Annotated in this window: 11 protein-coding genes; 6 read left to right on the forward strand and 5 right to left on the reverse strand. The window is 71.3% G+C overall.

From position 1 onward, the window contains the following. Positions 1–60: 60 nt before the first annotated feature. Positions 61–2883 carry a glycosyl hydrolase gene (locus IE272_RS27310; protein ID WP_190008487.1) on the reverse strand — a complete coding sequence of 941 codons (2823 nt, stop codon included), beginning with the start codon at positions 2881–2883 and terminating at the stop codon, positions 61–63. A gap of 235 nt (positions 2884–3118) precedes the next feature. Here IE272_RS27310 and IE272_RS27315 point away from each other — a divergent pair, with 235 nt between their 5' ends. The 5 genes from IE272_RS27315 (at position 3119) to IE272_RS27335 (ending at position 9414) form a co-directional block, all read left to right on the forward strand. Continuing rightward, a complete protein-coding gene (locus IE272_RS27315) occupies positions 3119–4423 on the forward strand; it encodes an ABC transporter substrate-binding protein (RefSeq protein WP_050362550.1) in 1305 nt (434 codons plus the stop codon). Between the two features lie 123 nt (positions 4424–4546). Then, positions 4547–5524, forward strand: coding sequence for a carbohydrate ABC transporter permease (locus IE272_RS27320; protein WP_050362549.1), 978 nt, complete (start codon positions 4547–4549; stop codon positions 5522–5524). Then, positions 5521–6444: a carbohydrate ABC transporter permease gene (locus tag IE272_RS27325; RefSeq protein WP_056701560.1), complete on the forward strand. Its 924-nt coding sequence runs from the start codon at positions 5521–5523 to the stop codon at positions 6442–6444. The genes IE272_RS27320 and IE272_RS27325 overlap by 4 nt, the downstream gene beginning before the upstream one ends. Before the next feature lie 62 nt (positions 6445–6506). Then, positions 6507–7931, forward strand: a complete 1425-nt coding sequence (locus IE272_RS27330) for a GH1 family beta-glucosidase (RefSeq protein ID WP_190008489.1) — start codon at positions 6507–6509, stop codon at positions 7929–7931. Between the two features lie 886 nt (positions 7932–8817). Continuing rightward, entirely contained in the window at positions 8818–9414 is a 597-nt protein-coding gene (locus IE272_RS27335; protein WP_057664944.1) for a DoxX family protein, read from the forward strand. A gap of 79 nt (positions 9415–9493) precedes the next feature. On the opposite strand, the gene IE272_RS27340 is transcribed toward IE272_RS27335, so the two are convergent. The 3 genes from IE272_RS27340 to IE272_RS27350 form a co-directional block, all read right to left on the reverse strand. Beyond that, the gene (locus IE272_RS27340) at positions 9494–10957 is read right to left on the reverse strand and encodes an MFS transporter (protein ID WP_229897748.1); all 1464 of its coding nucleotides are present in this window, start codon (positions 10955–10957) and stop codon (positions 9494–9496) included. A 297-nt stretch (positions 10958–11254) separates the two neighbouring features. Beyond that, the gene (locus tag IE272_RS27345) at positions 11255–11800 is read right to left on the reverse strand and encodes a hypothetical protein (RefSeq protein ID WP_056701564.1); all 546 of its coding nucleotides are present in this window, start codon (positions 11798–11800) and stop codon (positions 11255–11257) included. A gap of 129 nt (positions 11801–11929) precedes the next feature. Then, positions 11930–12865: a hypothetical protein gene (locus IE272_RS27350; RefSeq protein WP_229897750.1), complete on the reverse strand. Its 936-nt coding sequence runs from the start codon at positions 12863–12865 to the stop codon at positions 11930–11932. 443 nt (positions 12866–13308) lie between these two features. Between IE272_RS27350 and IE272_RS27355 the strand changes: the two genes are divergently transcribed. Next, positions 13309–13992 carry a DUF4232 domain-containing protein gene (locus tag IE272_RS27355; RefSeq protein WP_190008657.1) on the forward strand — a complete coding sequence of 228 codons (684 nt, stop codon included), beginning with the start codon at positions 13309–13311 and terminating at the stop codon, positions 13990–13992. Between the two features lie 60 nt (positions 13993–14052). On the opposite strand, the gene IE272_RS27360 is transcribed toward IE272_RS27355, so the two are convergent. Further along, complete coding sequence (locus tag IE272_RS27360) at positions 14053–15009, reverse strand: NAD(P)-dependent alcohol dehydrogenase (protein ID WP_190008493.1); 957 nt, start codon at positions 15007–15009, stop codon at positions 14053–14055. Between the last annotated feature and the right edge of the window lie 103 nt (positions 15010–15112).

Raw genomic sequence — 15112 nt, forward strand, 5'->3', positions numbered from 1 at the left:
GGATCACGGGACCTGCGCGTGCGGCATCGCGGGACCTGCACGCACAGGATCACGCGCGACCTACACGTACGGGATCTTCAGAACGGCCGCGTCCGTGCCCGTCTGCACCTGGGACGTGCCGTTGCCGAGCGCGTTCCAGATCTCCAGGCGGACGGTGCCGTTCTTCAGTTCGCCCAGGCTCCCGGTGGTCGCCTGCGCGCCGGAGGCCTGCGTGTACTCCTCCCACCCGTTGACCGGGTCGGTCGCGAAGTAGCGGAAGGTCTCGGCCCGGTCGAACGTGCCGTCGCCGGTGAGGTCGTAGCTGACCCGGACCTGCGGGGCGAGCCCGACCTTCGTGCCCGCGTCCACCCGGAGACGGAACGCGGTGGCCGCGCCGGAGGCGACCTTGCCGTTGACCTTCTTCACCTCGTAGACGGTCGGCCGGTACGGGGTGCCGTCCCGGTTGACGCCGTCGGCCGAGGCCACGGTGTCCGCGCCCGCCGGGTCGGTGGTGGCGGTGGTGAGGACGCCGCCGGTCTTGAGGCGGAAGGTGTTGCCGGTGGACGGGCCGGGCTCCTCCGGGTCGGGGCCGGGCCCCCCGGGGCCCGTGCTCGTGGCCGTCGAACGGGCCGGTACGGACAGCGTCTTGCCGTCGGAGAAGGTGACCGTCCGGGCGGTGGAGCCGTGGTTGTGGGCGGTGTAGGTGCGGGCGCCGTCCTTCGAGAAGACGGCGGAGGTGGGCAGGTCGCCGCTGACGGTCATGTCGGGCGCGCCGACCGTGTTCAGGGTGTTGATCCAGTGGTAGGTGTGCGCCTTGGACTCGCCCTGTTCCGGGGTGTAGTTCCCGTTCACCCCGTCCCACTTGGCCTTCGCCGCCGCCGGGTCCGACAGCGACTCGAACTGCCAGAGCAGGTCGCGCCACTCCTGGGCGGGCCCGCCGTTCTCGCGCTCCATCTCGGCGATGTTCCGCTTGATGGCGGCCTTCTCGCGGGCCAGGTGGAGTGAACCACCGGTCACCGGAAGGACGTTGATGCCGTGGATCTCCTCCGGGTTGGCCGTCCACCAGGTGGAGTACGCGCCGCCGCTGCCCCAGACCATGCCGACCGTGTCGTGGCCGAAGGAGGCGGGGAAGACCTGCTGCGAGGCGTCGAACCAGTACTGGGTGATCGCCTCGGACTCGGTGGTCAGCAGGAAGCTGCCGAGGTCGCGGAGGTTGTTGTCACCGGTGGCCGCGCCCCACAGGACGAGTCCCGCGCTGAGGTTGATGGACTCGGAGGAGGACTCCTGGTTGTTGCCCGCCGCGAAGCCCTGGTGGCCGGAGGCCCAGCTGTGGCCCGCGTACACGTCGAAGCCGCGCAGGAACGGGTAGGCGGAGTCGGTGCGGCTGGGGTTGGCGGTGTCACGGATCAGGTGCTTGATCATCGTGCCCCAGGCGGAGTCGGCGGCCCAGGCCTGGTCGTACTGGGCGATGATCGCCGCCGCGTAGACGTAGTAGCTGTAGTGGAAGTGGTGGTCGTTCAGCTCGGTGTCGCTGCCGTACGAGGCCGGGTAGCCGGTGAGGGTCTTCCAGTCCTTGTCGTAGCTGAACTCACTGGCCCCGCCCGCCGTGAACCACTCCTGGAGCCGGCCCTTCATCAGGCCGAGGAGCTTGTCGCGGGTGGCGGTCTCGCCGATCTGGTCGGCGACGGGCACCAGCTGGGCGAGGCGGCCGAGCGCCTTGCCGGTCCAGTAGGTGTCCGCGGCCCCCGAGAACGGGTCGGAGGCGTTCGCGACCTCGTTGAGATAGCCGGCCAGCCGGGCCTTGTCGACGCCGCTGGACGCGGGCAGCGCGGGCACGACGCCGTTGTTCTTCTGGCTGGTGGTGAAGGAGGCGGACTCGCGCACCTTCATCGTGCCGCGCGGCGACACGTACGTGTACGGGGTCAGCGCGTCGGTCGTGTGCAGCCACTGGTGACGGTAGAGGGCCTGGAGGGTGCCGCGTTCGGTGCCCTCCTTGGCCTCGGTCGTCAGGCTGTAGGTCGCCTTCACCGTGCCGCCGGTGGACTGCCAGGCCACCTGTGAGCCGGTGACGAAGCTGAAGGCGTACTTCCGGTAGGTGGCGAGCGCGTCCGTGGAGGGCAGCACCGCGAGCGAGAAGTAGTCCTTGGAGCCCAGCCCGGCGGTGATCGCGGTGCCGGAGACGTTCCAGTCGCTGCCGGTCGGGGCGAAGAGGGCGTAGTGGTGCCCGGCGACGGTGATGCCGAGGACGTTGCCGTCGTCCGAGAAGACCGTGGGCGTGGAGGCGGTGGTGATGCGGGCGTCGCCGCCGGAGCCCTTGGCGTACACGAAGGGCATGCCGTGGCCGATGGTGGCCCGGAAGGTGCGGGAGCCGTCGGCCCAGTAGGGCGTCACCGTCCAGTCGGACCAGGCGTCGGCCTTGGTGTCGGGCGAGTTCAGGCCGCTGAGGCCGACGGTGAGGTCGGCCTTGTGGGCGTACTCGTACTGGCGGCCGTCGCCGACGATCGCGGGCGTGGTCGGATAGCCGACCTCCAGTCCGGAGGCCTTGGCCTGGTACGTGAGCGGGTGGCCGTACATGGGCGTGCTGTACGGGTTGTCGCCGTAGCGCTGGTAGGCGAGCGAGGACCACCAGTCGTTGGTCGGGACCGGCTTGTCCCGCGCGGCGGTGGTGAGCTTGGGGGTGACGGGCGCGCCGGTGTTGGTGGTCGGGCCCGAGGTACCGGCGGGGCGGGAGTCGGTATAGCTGCCGGCGCCGGCGGGGATGGTGGCGGCGGCAGCGGGCGATGCGGCGGGGCCCAGGCCCACGGCGGCCACGGCGATGGCCAGGAGCGTCGCCGCAGCGGGTCTGGAGGCGAGTCCGGGGGCGAGTCTGGAGAGGGAGGTTCGCACGAGCAGCACCTCGATCATGGGGGGCGAAGAGCGCGTTCGAGAGCGCTCTCAAGTGCCAAGGAACGTAAAACTCCTGAAACGTAAGTGTCAAGAGAACGCACACAGAAGGCAGTTGGACGGCCATCGGGTGTAACCCCAAGCTGTTATGCGTTCGAGTCTTGACGGGGCGGGGGTGGTGGGGGACGCTCCAATCGCAGGTTTTGAGAGCGCTCTCAAGGCGCTCGGTTCATCCCGAAGCCAAGGGAGGCTTCCCATGCCCATCGCCCGAGCCGCCAAGAGAGCCACCGTCCGCCTCGGCGCGGTCGTCCTCGCCGGGGCCCTCCTCGCCGCCTGTGGGTCCGGCGACTCGTCGGACTCCTCCGACAGCGCGGGCGGAAAGGTCACGCTCAACGTCGACCTCTTCGGCTCCTTCGGCTTCAAGGAGGCCGGGCTGTACGAGGAGTACCAGAAGCTCAACCCGGACGTGACGATCAAGCAGAGCGACACCCAGGACGAGGCGGACTACTGGAAGTCGCTCCAGACCCGGCTCGCGGGCGGCGGCGGTCTCGCGGACGTGCAGGGCGTCGAGGTGGGCCGTATCGCCTCGGTCACCCAGCAGCAGGCCGACAAGTTCCAGGACCTGAAGGAGTTCGGGGCCGACAAGCTCAAGGGCGAGTTCGCCGAGGCCAAGTGGTCGGCGGCGACCACCGGGGACGGCAAGATCCTCGGCCTCGGCACGGACGTCGGCCCGGAGGCGATGTGCTACCGCACCGACCTCTTCGAGCAGGCCGGGCTGCCCACGGACCGCGAGGAGCTCGCGAAGAAGTGGGCCACGTGGGACGGCTACCTGGAGCTGGGCAAGCAGTACAAGAAGAAGGCCCCCACCAAGAGCGCCTGGCTGGACAGCGTCGGCTCGCTCTACGGGATCATGATCGGCCAGGAGAAGGAGCGGTACTACGACGCCTCCGGCGAGCTGATCTACGAGAAGAACCCGGCGGTCAAGGAAGCCTGGGACACCTCCGTGGAGGCGGCCGAGGCGGGCCTGAGCGCCAAGCTCGACCAGTGGTCCCCGCAGTGGAACCAGGCGTTCGCGGCCGGTTCGTTCGCGACGATCCCGTGCCCGGCCTGGATGCTCGGCTACGTCAAGGGCCAGGCCGGCGACGCGGGCAAGGGCAAGTGGGACATCGCCGAGCTCCCCGGCGGCGCGGGCAACTGGGGCGGCTCGTACCTCTCCATCCCGCGTGCGGCCAAGCACAAGGAGGAGGCGTACAAGCTGATCGAGTGGCTGACCGCCCCCGAGCAGCAGGCGAAGGTCTTCCAGAAGCAGGGCAACTTCCCGTCCTCGACGGGCGCCATCGAGACGATCGCCGACGCGAAGGACGAGTACTTCTCGGGCGCCCCGATCGGCCGGATCTTCGGTGAGGCCGCCAAGGAGTCCCCGGTCCAGGTGCTGGGTGTGCACGACCAGAACGTGATGCAGCAGATCACGAACGCGCTGAGCGAGGTCGAGCGCAAGGGGACGTCGTCGGACAAGGCGTGGCAGACGGCGAAGAAGGGCGTGGACAACGTGATCGGCTGACGCCGCTCACCGCCCCACCGCCGCACCCCGCCGGTCAGGGGCCGGTCCACCCGCCCGCGGCGGACGGACCGGCCCCACCCCCGTACCCCTCCCCGCCCGCTCCCGATCCCGAAGGGCCGCACCGTGTCCCTCACCGCCACCGCGAAGGCCGGGCCCCGCCCGTCCGGAACCGGGCCCGGCCCCGACGACGGCCGGGCCACAGCCCTCCGGCGCACCTGGCGCAAGGCCTCCCCGTACGCCTATATCGCCCCCTTCTTCACCCTGTTCCTGGCCTTCGGGCTCTTCCCGCTCCTCTACACGGCGTTCGTCTCCCTCTACCGGGTCGAGCTCCAGACGAGCGGCGAGATGGAGTGGCGGGGCATCGCCAACTACACGGCGCTGTTCACCGACGAGTACTTCTGGATCTCGCTGCGCAACACGTTCACGATCGGCGTGCTGTCCACGGTCCCGCAGCTCGCGATGGCACTCGGCCTCGCCCACCTGCTCAACTACAAGCTGCGCGGCCGGACCTTCATCCGGACGGCGATCCTGCTCCCGTACGCGACCTCGGTGGCGGCGGCCACGCTCGTCTTCGCGCAGCTCTTCGGCCGCGACTTCGGGCTGATCAACTATGTGATCGGGCTGGTCGGCTTCGACCCGGTGGACTGGCAGACCGGCACGGTCGCCTCGCAGATCGCGGTGTCGTCGATCGTGATCTGGCGGTGGACCGGCTACAACGCACTGATCTACCTGGCGGGCATGCAGTCGATCCCGCACGAGCTGTACGAGGCGGCGGAGATGGACGGGGCGTCGCGCTGGCGGCAGTTCATCCACGTGACGCTGCCCGGCCTGCGCCCCACGATCGTCTTCACCGTCATCATCTCCACGATCGGCGCGACCCAGCTCTTCGGCGAGCCGCTGCTGTTCGAGGGGTCGATCTCCGGCGGCATCTCGCACCAGTACCAGACCCTCGGCCTGTACATGTACGAGCAGGGCTGGGGCTTCTTCCACCTGGGCCGGGCCGCGGCCATCGCCTGGGTGATGTTCGTCCTGATCGTGGTGCTCGTCGGGGCCAACGCCCTGCTCGTGCGCCGCCGCGCACGCAAGGAGGCCGGCCGATGACCGCGCTCGCCGCACCGCCGACCGCGCCCGGAAAGGGCCGCCCGCCGCAGGACCCGCCCGAGAAGCGCTCCCGGTTCCGCAAGGGCGGCGGCGGGGCGGGGCAGACGATGAAGGGCGGCTGGCTCTCCTACCTCATCCTCGGCTTCGCGCTGCTGATCTCCGCGTTCCCGTTCTACTGGACGATCGTCGCGGCCAGCCGGTCCAACGCGGACCTGGCGCAGGTGCCGCCGAGTCTGCTGCCGGGACCGAACCTGATCAAGAACTTCGACGCGGTCCTCGAAGAGGCCGACATCGGCAAGGCGCTGCTGAACTCGCTGATCGTGTCCGGTTCGATCACGCTCGGCACGGTCCTGTGCTGCACGCTGGCCGGATTCGCCTTCGCCAAGCTGAAGTTCCGGGGCCGGGGCGCGCTGCTGACGCTGACGATCGGGACGATGATGATCCCGCCGCAGCTCGGCGTGATCCCGCTCTTCATGCTGATCGCCGAACTCCAGTGGGTGAACCAGCTCCAGGCGGTGATCCTGCCGGGTCTGGTCTCGGCGTTCGGGGTGTTCTTCATGCGCCAGTACCTGGTGCAGTCGCTGCCGGACGAGCTGATCGAGGCGGCCCGGGTGGACGGGGCCTCCACCGCGCGCATCTTCTGGTCGATCGTGATCCCGATCGCGCGGCCGGGGATGGCCGTGCTCGGGATGCTCACGTTCATGACGGCGTGGAACGACTTCTTCTGGCCGATCATCGCGCTGTCCTCGCAGGAGCCGACGGTGCAGGTCGCGCTGCGGCAGCTCGGCGGCGGCTACGTCAACGACCAGTCGGTGATCATGGCCGGCACGCTGCTCGGCACGCTGCCCGTGCTGCTGGTCTTCGGCCTGCTGGGCCGGCAGATCGTCGGCGGCATCATGCAGGGCGCGGTGAAGGGCTGACCCGCGCCCTCCCGCTGCCCGCTCTTCCCCCCCTCCTCCCTCACCTCTGGAGTGACAGTCCCATGACCGCTGTCGATGCCCGTCCGGCGACCTCCGCGGAGTCCCGCCCCGAGACCGTGGCGGGACTCCGCTTCCCCACCGCATTCCGCTGGGGGACCGCCACCGCCGCCTATCAGATCGAGGGCGGAGCCACCGAGGACGGCCGTACGCCGTCGATCTGGGACACCTTCAGCCGGACGCCCGGCAAGGTGCGCAACGGCGACACCGGCGACATCGCCGCCGACCATCTGCACCGGATGCCGGACGACGTACGCCTGATGAAGGAACTGGGCGTCACCGACTACCGGTTCTCCGTCTCCTGGCCCCGGGTCCAGCCGACCGGCCGGGGCCCGGCCGTGGAGCGCGGCCTGGACTTCTACCGCCGCCTGGTCGACGAGCTGCTGGCGGCCGGCATCAGACCGGTCGCCACGCTCTACCACTGGGACCTGCCGCAGGAGCTGGAGGACGCGGGCGGCTGGCCCGAGCGGGACACGGCGCACCGGTTCGCGGAGTACGCGGGCCTGGTGGCCGGGGCGCTGGGCGACCGGGTGCCGACCTGGACGACGCTCAACGAGCCCTGGTGCGCGGCGTTCCTCGGGTACGGGAACGGGGTCCACGCCCCCGGCCGGACCAGCGACCTCGCGGCCCTGCGCGCCGCCCACCACCTGAACCTGGCCCACGGCGCGGGCGCCCGCGTCCTGCGCGACCTCCTGCCGGACACCGCCGAGATCTCCCTCACCCTGAACCTCCACGCGCTGCGCCCGCTGACGGACACGGAGGCGGACCGGGACGCGGTGCGCCGGATCGACGCGGTGGCGAACCGGATCTTCCTGGACCCGGTCTTCCACGGCCGGCTGCCGCAGGACCTGGTCGAGGACACGGCGGAGGTGACGGACTGGTCGTTCGTCCGGGACGGCGACCTGGAGGTGGCGTCGGCCCCGATCAACTCGCTGGGCATCAACTACTACTCCCCCAGCGTGGTTTCGGCGGGCACGTCGGAGTCCCCGTCGCCGTGGGCGGGCGCGGAACAGCGTGTGGCGTTCACCCCGGCGGCGGGCCCGCGCACCGCGATGGACTGGCCGGTCGACGCGAACGGCCTGTACGAACTGCTGACCCGCCTCCGGGACGAACTCCCCTCCGTACCGCTGCTGGTGACGGAGAACGGGGCGGCGTACGACGACTACGCGGACCCGGAGGGCGAGGTCCACGACCCGGAGCGGGTGGCGTACCTGGACGCCCATCTGGCGGCCGTGCACCGGGCGATCGCGGACGGGGTGGACGTACGCGGGTACTTCCTGTGGTCGCTGCTGGACAACTTCGAGTGGGCGTACGGCTACAGCAAGCGGTTCGGCATCGTGCACGTGGACTTCGCGTCCCAGCGCCGTACGGCGAAGGACAGCGCGCGGTGGTACGCGGAGGTGATCGCGCGGGGCGGCCTGGAGCGCTGAACCGGGGGCGGCGGGGCGGCTGATTGCCGCCTGCCGGTCACGCGTACCGGGTTACGGGACACGCGGGTTCCGGGTTACGGGTTACGGGTTCCGTCGGGGCTCGGGGTGGCACGCGCACCCCGAGCCCCGACGCGTGTCCGGGGGTCTCTCGGGGTGCGCCCGGGGGCCTGCCGGCGTATGCCCGGCCGCACGGTACGGGCGATGAGAGTTTTCTCCCGGAATCGGCCGGGCTACTTTCGGCCGGATGAATCACCGGTGAAGTCCCGCGCACCGGCGGGTAGCGGGTCCGGCCGGCGGCGGAGTGCTCGCGTGGCCCGAAGCGGCCGCGGGGGTACGGCCCGGCCCGCGGCCCGCCGGAACCCGTCGGGGCCCGGCGCCGGGGGAACGAGGCTGATCAGCGGAGCGGTGGACCGGAGCCCGTCCGGACCGGTGAGCCGGGCGACGGCCCCGTCGGCACGACCGGCCCCGATCATCCGTGCGGCCGATCGTCGGGCGTCGCACGGGTACGCACCCAACGCCCGCCGCCCTGATGCAACTTGGCGCGAATGCGTTGCCTTCGGCAGGGGCCTCTCCGTACGCCTCTTGACCTCCGGACCCCCATCCGTATGGTCTAGACCAAGCAGTGAGAGGCAGTCGGCGGTGGTGGTCACGCGCCGCCCCTGCCTCGCCCACGTACCGCATCGCAGTCGGCGTGCCGCACGCCCGGACCGCCGCCGGTGGCCGACAACAGACCCCGGGGGGAAGGGCCCGGGCGAAAGGCCCGTCACCCCGTGCGCCGAAGCGCCAGAGCCGACGCTTCCCGCAAACGCCCCACAGGCGCCCACGTACCCGCGCGGGCCGCCCATGCACGCTTTCCCACCCCCACGGACACAGCGGGAGATCGCACATGAGGAGCCACACCGCCGAGCCGAGCCTTCCCCCGCCCGGCAGCAGCGCACCTGAACCTCCGCCCCACAAGCCCGGGTTCGGCCACGGATCTCCGGCGACAGCCGGCGCACGAGCCCTTCAGCGGCTGGCCGACCACGTCAACACGCGCGCCCTCGTCCTGCTGAGGGCGACGGTCGGGATCGTCTTTCTCGGCTTCGGCATCCTGAAGCTGTTCCCCTCGGCCAGCCCGGCGGAGCAACTGGCCGTCGACGCCGCCACGAAGATGACCCTGGGCCTCGTACCGGAGACGGTGCTGCTGCTCTCCCTGGCCGCGCTGGAGACGGTCATCGGGATCGGCCTCATCGCCGGCGGCCGCCTGCTGCGTCCCACCCTCGTCGCGTTCTTCCTCCACATGGGCGGCGTGTTCTCGACCCTTCTCCTCCTCCCCGACGCGATGTGGCAGCCCCACTCCCCCGCGCCGACCATGGAAGGGCAGTACGTCGTCAAGAACGTCGTCCTGGTCGCCGTGTGCCTGGTCGTGGCCGCCGACGCCTGGGGAAGCGGGTCCAGGTCGTCGCGACGGCCTGACGGGACCGACCGCACGACGTCGGGCTGAAGGCAGCGGGGCCGCCCTCGGAGTGCCCCGGCCCCGGCCCCTGCGGTGGCGGCAGCGGTGAGGTGACGTCGGGCGGCGATCAGCCGACGTGGAGCGGCACCTCGGCGAGCTGCTGCGGGGTGGCCGCGGGACGTGGGCCACGGAGCATGGTCGCGGCGACGACCGCCGCGACCACCAGGGTGACGGCGGTGGCGAGGAACACCGCGGAGTAGCCCTCGGTGAGGGCGGCTCCCCGGCCGGAGCCGGCCGTGGCGGACCGTTCGACGGCGCCGAGGTAGATCGTGGTGAACACCGACAGGCCCACGCATCCACCGATCTGCATGGCGGAGTTGACCAGGGCCGATGCCGCGCCGGCGTCGTGGTGGTCCACTCCTGCGAGAGCGACGTTCTGCACCGGGATGATCACGAACGCGATCCCGATGCCCACGACCACGAGGCCGCCGAAGACCTCCGTCCAGTAGCTTCCGTCGGCCGTGATGAAGGTCAGCCACAGCATCCCGGCCGCAGCGATCAACGGCCCGCCGGTCATCAGGACACGCGGCCCCCGGGTCGGCAGCAGCCGGGCGGCCACGGGTGCGGTGATCATGGTCGCGAAGGTCATCGCGAGGCTCGCGAGTCCGGCCGACAGGGGGGAGAGCCCGAGCACGATCTGCAGGTGGAACATCAGGTACAGCGTCATCCCGATGTAGACGGCGCCGATGGCCGCCTGGATGAGGAACGCTCCGGCGCGGGCGCGGTCACGCACGATCCGCAGCGGCAGCAACGGCTGCGCGACGCGGGCCTCGATCCACACGAACACCGCCAGCAGCACCAGGCCGGCGGCGAGGAAGCCGATGGTGTCCGGCTCGGTCCAGCCGGACTCGGCCAGGGTGAACCCGTAGACCAGGGCGGCCAGGCCGAGGGTGACGGTCAGGGTGCCCCAGATGTCGTAGCGGTTGTCGCCCTCGACCCGGCTCTCGGAGACGAACAGCAGCGCGCCGACCAGGCCGACGACGGCGAAGACGATGTTGACCAGCAGGCACCACCGCCAGTCGGCGAACTCGGTCAGGACGCCGCCGAGCGCAAGGCCCACCGCGGCGCCGGTGCCGGCGACGGTGCCGAAGACCGCGAACGCCGTTCCGCGCTCGCGCCCGGCCGGGAACGTGACCGTCAGCAGCGCGAGTGCCGCAGGCGCCAGCAGTGCCGCGAAGACGCCCTGCAGGCCGCGCGCCGCGATCAGCTCGGTCCCGCTCTGCGCGAGACCGCCCCACACGGAGGCGCCGCCGAACCCGAGCATCCCCACCATGTAGCTGCGCTTGCGCCCCCAGTAGTCGGCGACGCGTCCGCCGAGCAGCAGCAGCGCGCCGAACGCCAGGACGTAGGCGGTGATGACCCACTGCCGCTCGGTGTCGCTCAGCTCCAGTTCGAGCTGGGCCTGGGGCAGGGCCACGTTGACGATCGTCGCGTCGAGCACGACGACCAGCTGCGTCAGGGCGATCACCGCGAGCGCCCACCATCGGCGGGGATCGGGGGCGGTGGGCTGGGACGGCAGGAGGACAGACACGAAAAAACCTCCGGGGTTCTGTCTAACGAGCGCCGGAGGTTTCAAGCCTCGGACCAGACACCGGACGGCCGGGTCTGACCACCTCGACCACGGGGCCGAGCCCAACCATCCTAACCACCGTTCGCAGCCCGCTCCGCGCCACGGAGGCCCGTGATCCGGCTCACAGGGCGGCGGCGGTCGGGCGGTCCGTCCCGTGCGCACGCTTCCTCGGAGCCGTCGCCCGCGTCGTGCGGCCGTGCCGGTGCGGCCCGAGACGAACGATGTGCGCCCGTCCGGCGGCGAAGCCGCACCGGTCCGTCACGGCCCGGTACTGGCCGCGACGCTCGGATCGACCGTGTCGAAGTAGACGCGGTCCGCGCCGGCGTCGACATAGAACTCGCCGGTGTACCTGCCGCCCGTCACTTCCTGGTTGAAGGCTTCGCTCCGGACCCATGCCGCCCCCTCGGGCAGGAAGGCGGCGAGCTTCTTGGGCACCCGGGCCGGCTGCCCGGGCCGGAAGTCCCGCTGCGGCACCGCGACGACGGCAGCACCGGTGCCCGCTTCCAGTCGCGCCACCCCCACCACACGGACATCGATGGGCCCCGGCGCGGACATCCTCGAATCCTCGCCCAACGAGATACCGAGCCAGTGCACGTCGGACAGCGGGCCGAGCAGAGTGAAACGACGCTCCAACGGCACAGGATCCGTGCGCACCTTGTCCTTCTCACCGCCCTGACCGCTGTCCTCCTTCTTACGGCCCTTCTCGCTGTCCGCCTTTCGCGGAGCCGGTGCACACGCCGCGACCGCCGCCAGCGCGCCGGCCGCGAGCACCCCGCGTCGTCCGATACCCACCGTGCCGGCCATGTTCCGCCCCCTCCGGTTCCGCACACCCACCGCCCGATCGCAGCCGTACCCGGCCCGGCCACGGGCGGGCCGGGCGATGGAAAGGCCCGACCGGACCGGTGAACCTACCTCATGCCCCCTCGGAACCGGTCACGCCGCAGGGACGGGGCGGGTGCGGATCCAGTACGAGCGGATGGCGGCGATCAGCGCGAATCCGTAGACGCCGAAGGCGACCATGCCGATCCAACCGACCAGCAGCGCATCGCCGGTCGAGGGGAAGTCCCCCGGTCCCATCGTGACCACGCCGGCCGTGGCCAGGGCCAGGTAGCCGGCCCCGAGCACCCCGTACGGGGCCAGGGTGGCGGCGCCGACCAGGGCCGGGACGAGCGGGAACCCGCGGGGGACGCGCCTGCCGCGCAGCCACGGCGTCCAGCGCGGGTAGACCTGGCCCCACGGCCGGACCAGACCCCACAGCAGGAAGACGCCGAGCGCGGCCAGCAGCACGGTGCCGTCCAGGCCCCAGGACTCCAGGGTGAGCCAGATCCCCGACGCTCCGTTGCGCTCGGAGACCGCGAGCATCTGCTCGCCGGAGACCCCGGCGAAGGTGCCGCCGGACACCCATACGACCTTCATCGCCACGTACGGCAGAAAGGCCACCGTGCCCGCACAGGCGGCGAGTTGCACCGATCGGGTGGCGGCGGACGGGGCCGGTGGAGCGGCCGCGACGGTCGCGGCGCCCGGGCCGCGGGCAACCCGGGCCGTGGTCGCCAGCAGCAGACACCCGATCGCCGCCAGGGCGTGGTTCGCGGCGGTCGGCGCGCTGTCCACCCCCTGGCCGAACATCAGCGTGACGACGTCCATCAGCAGGCCGAACGCGGCGAACCCGGCCAGTACGCAGGCAATCCAGAGCAGTACGCGCACGGCCGGCAGCCGCCCGTACCGCGTCACCGCGCCGGATGCCGCAGCGGCCGACACCCCCACCCCCACGACCGCCCAGCTCAGCACCGGGGAGGCCGGGGCGCCGCCCATGTGGAACAACGGTGTTCCACTCAGCGCGCACACCAGGCCGAAGCCCGTGTACGCCACCGCCCATACGGTCGTGGCCCGGTCCACCCGGCTGCGCCACCGCCGCCACCACGCTCGCCGAAGCGCCCGCGTCCCGGTTCCGGCCCCTGTCCCGTTCCCTGACCCGGCCCCAGTCCCGGCCCCTGCCCCTGCCCCTGCCCCAGCTCCAGTCCCGTCCTTCATGAACCGAACATCGCACCGGCGGAACGGTGCGGCATCAACCGTCAGAGCGAACCGCATCCCCCGCGCGGGGGACCGCCCTCGTCCTATCGCCCCTTTCCCTGTCCCCGGGTCCCGAACAAGCCCCGCGACCCGGTATTTGGCGCAATGAATTAGCTCTCCCATGGAACCGAATTGCTGAGACAGAACCTGGACATGCGCAGGATCATTTCGAGGACGGGCCGGCCCTAACGTCGTGGTTGTCAGCAGGAAGCACCGCACCCGACCACCCGCTGGAGATCATGATGCGCTCGCGTCTCGCCGCCCGTTCCACCCGTCTCGTCCTGGCCGCAGCAGCCGTGACAGCCCTCGCCGCCACCACCGCCTGCGGCCCCGAGGACCCCGCGGAGAACGGGGCGGCCGCCCCCACCGCCGCTTCCTCCTCCGCCGCCGAGGACGGGAAGGGCGAAGCCCCTGCCGGTGACAGCGCCACCGGCGGGAGCACGTCGGCGAGCGGCTCCAAGTCCGGTGGTGGCAGCGGCGACCAGGGCGAGTCCGGCACCGGCGACAAGAGCGGCTACGGCCAGTCCTGCGGCACCAACGACCTCGACTTCACGGTGACGTGGGAAGCCCAGCCGATCAGCCACTATCGGATCACCGCCAAGGCCAAGTCCGGCATCACCTGCTACCTGGACGTCAACACGCCCAGCGTCTCCTTCGGATCCGGCGCCGACGGCGTCGCTTCGCCCGTCGGGCAGGGCGGCGAGGACCCGATCAAGCTCTCCGGTTCCTCCGTCGCGTACGCCGGTATCAACGTCAAGACCACGGAGGGCGAGGGCGGGAAGCAGTTCGAGCACGTCATCATCGCCACCACCGAGGAGGACCCCGACCCCGCCCAGGTCGAGCTCCCCGACGCGCCCACCGTGGACAAGCCGATCGTCACCAACTGGTCGACCGAGCGCGACGAGACGATCCCGCGCGTCATCTGACGGCCCGTACGGCCCCCGCGCGCAGCCGGCACCCGTACGCCGAGCTCCGTGTCACACCAGTCACACCAGGTGAATCACGTGCTTGCCCCGCACCCCGCCCGCCTCCAGGGCGCGGTGGGCGGCGGCGATCTCCGCCAGCGGACGGACCGTGTCGACGACGGGGCGCAGGTCCTCGCGTTCCACGTACGCGGTCACCTCGGCGAGCAGGTCGTGTTTCGGGTTTCCGCTGAAGAATCGGACGCGCCGACGGCCGTGCACGGCCGAGCCCAGCAGGTAGCCGACGCTCCGGACCGGATGGTCGATGTCGAACGCGATGGAGACGAGCCGGCCGCCGGCGGTCAATCGCTGCCGCAGCGCCCGGTGCTCCGTTCCGACCGTGTCCAGGATGACGTCGTAGCGGTCCAGGTCGGACAGGGGCGTCGCCCGGTGGTCCAGGGCCTCGTCCGCGCCCAGGTCACGGACGAAGTCGAGGTTCTTCGCGCTCGCGAGACCGGTGACGTGTGCGCCGAGGGCCTTGCCGAGCTGGACGGCGACGCTGCCGACACCGCCGGACGCCCCGCGCACGAGGAGGCGTTCGCCCGCCCGGAGACCGGCCTTGTCGCGCAGGGCGGTGAGGGAAGTGGTACCGCCGGCGAGCAGCGAGACGGCCTCGGTGGGAGTGATGTTCCCGGGGGCGTACGCGATCCGGCGCGGGCGGACCGAGACGTACTCGGCCGCGCTGCCGAAGGTGCGTCCCAGGAGGCCCCACACCCGGTCGCCCGCCCGCAGTCCGGTGACGGTCGGGTCCACCTCGGCGACCTCGCCCACGAAGTCGAGGCCGGTCCGCTGCGGGAAGCGGCGGCCGGTGACCAGGCGGACCTTCCCGGCGCGGCCGTACAGCTCGCCGCCGTTGACGCTCGCCGCGTGAACTCTCACGAGTACCTCGCCGGGCTTGCGGACCGGCACGGGAACCCGGCCCTCGTAGAGGACCTCGGGCGGTCCGTAGCGGTCGTAGAGCGCCGCGCGCATGTCGTTCACGATGGTGGGTCCTGTTCTGGTCCGTCGAGAGGAGGTACGTCCTGTTCTCGTTCCTCACGTCCACGGTAGGCGACTAAGCGGAAGGCCCCCTCCATTTACCGTA

The organism is Streptomyces anulatus (assembly GCF_014650675.1).
GTDB classification, from domain to species: domain Bacteria; phylum Actinomycetota; class Actinomycetes; order Streptomycetales; family Streptomycetaceae; genus Streptomyces; species Streptomyces anulatus.